At 32.9% G+C, this 386-nt stretch carries 1 protein-coding gene; it reads right to left on the reverse strand.

Annotated elements, in window-relative coordinates; translation table 11 throughout:
- Window positions 1-262 (reverse strand): hypothetical protein (locus tag M901_RS17920; RefSeq protein ID WP_021276242.1); only part of this gene is annotated, 262 nt, incomplete at its 3' end.
- Window positions 263-386 lie beyond the last annotated feature (124 nt).

Here is a 386-nt window from a genome sequence, read left to right on the forward strand (position 1 = left end):
ATGGCCTAAGCTCGTGTAGATTATGTCTCCACATTTTTCCAAAACAAGTAAAGCTCTCCGACCATGTCTGGTGACGAAAAAGAGGTTTCTTATATCTTAGGTAGGCAAGGTGTTCCTCACTCAAGCCCGGAATCTGAAGGAAAATAAGTCTTTCTGGATACGAATTAAAGCTGTGTTCTTTCTTATTGATGGTTTTCACCCTTGTGCAAGAAATAGCTAAGAAAAGCAGCATAAATATTGGCAATAACTTGGATATTTTCATTAAGTTCTCTTTTTAAATACCGACTTATTTGTTAAGACATTATAGTATTATTATAAACTTACACTTCTTGTCGGTTATAAGTAAAAAATAAGTATCAATCTGTAAGATATTTTATACAATATCT

Origin of the sequence: Bacteriovorax sp. DB6_IX, from assembly GCF_000447775.1 — a bacterium.
Taxonomy (GTDB): domain Bacteria; phylum Bdellovibrionota; class Bacteriovoracia; order Bacteriovoracales; family Bacteriovoracaceae; genus Halobacteriovorax_A.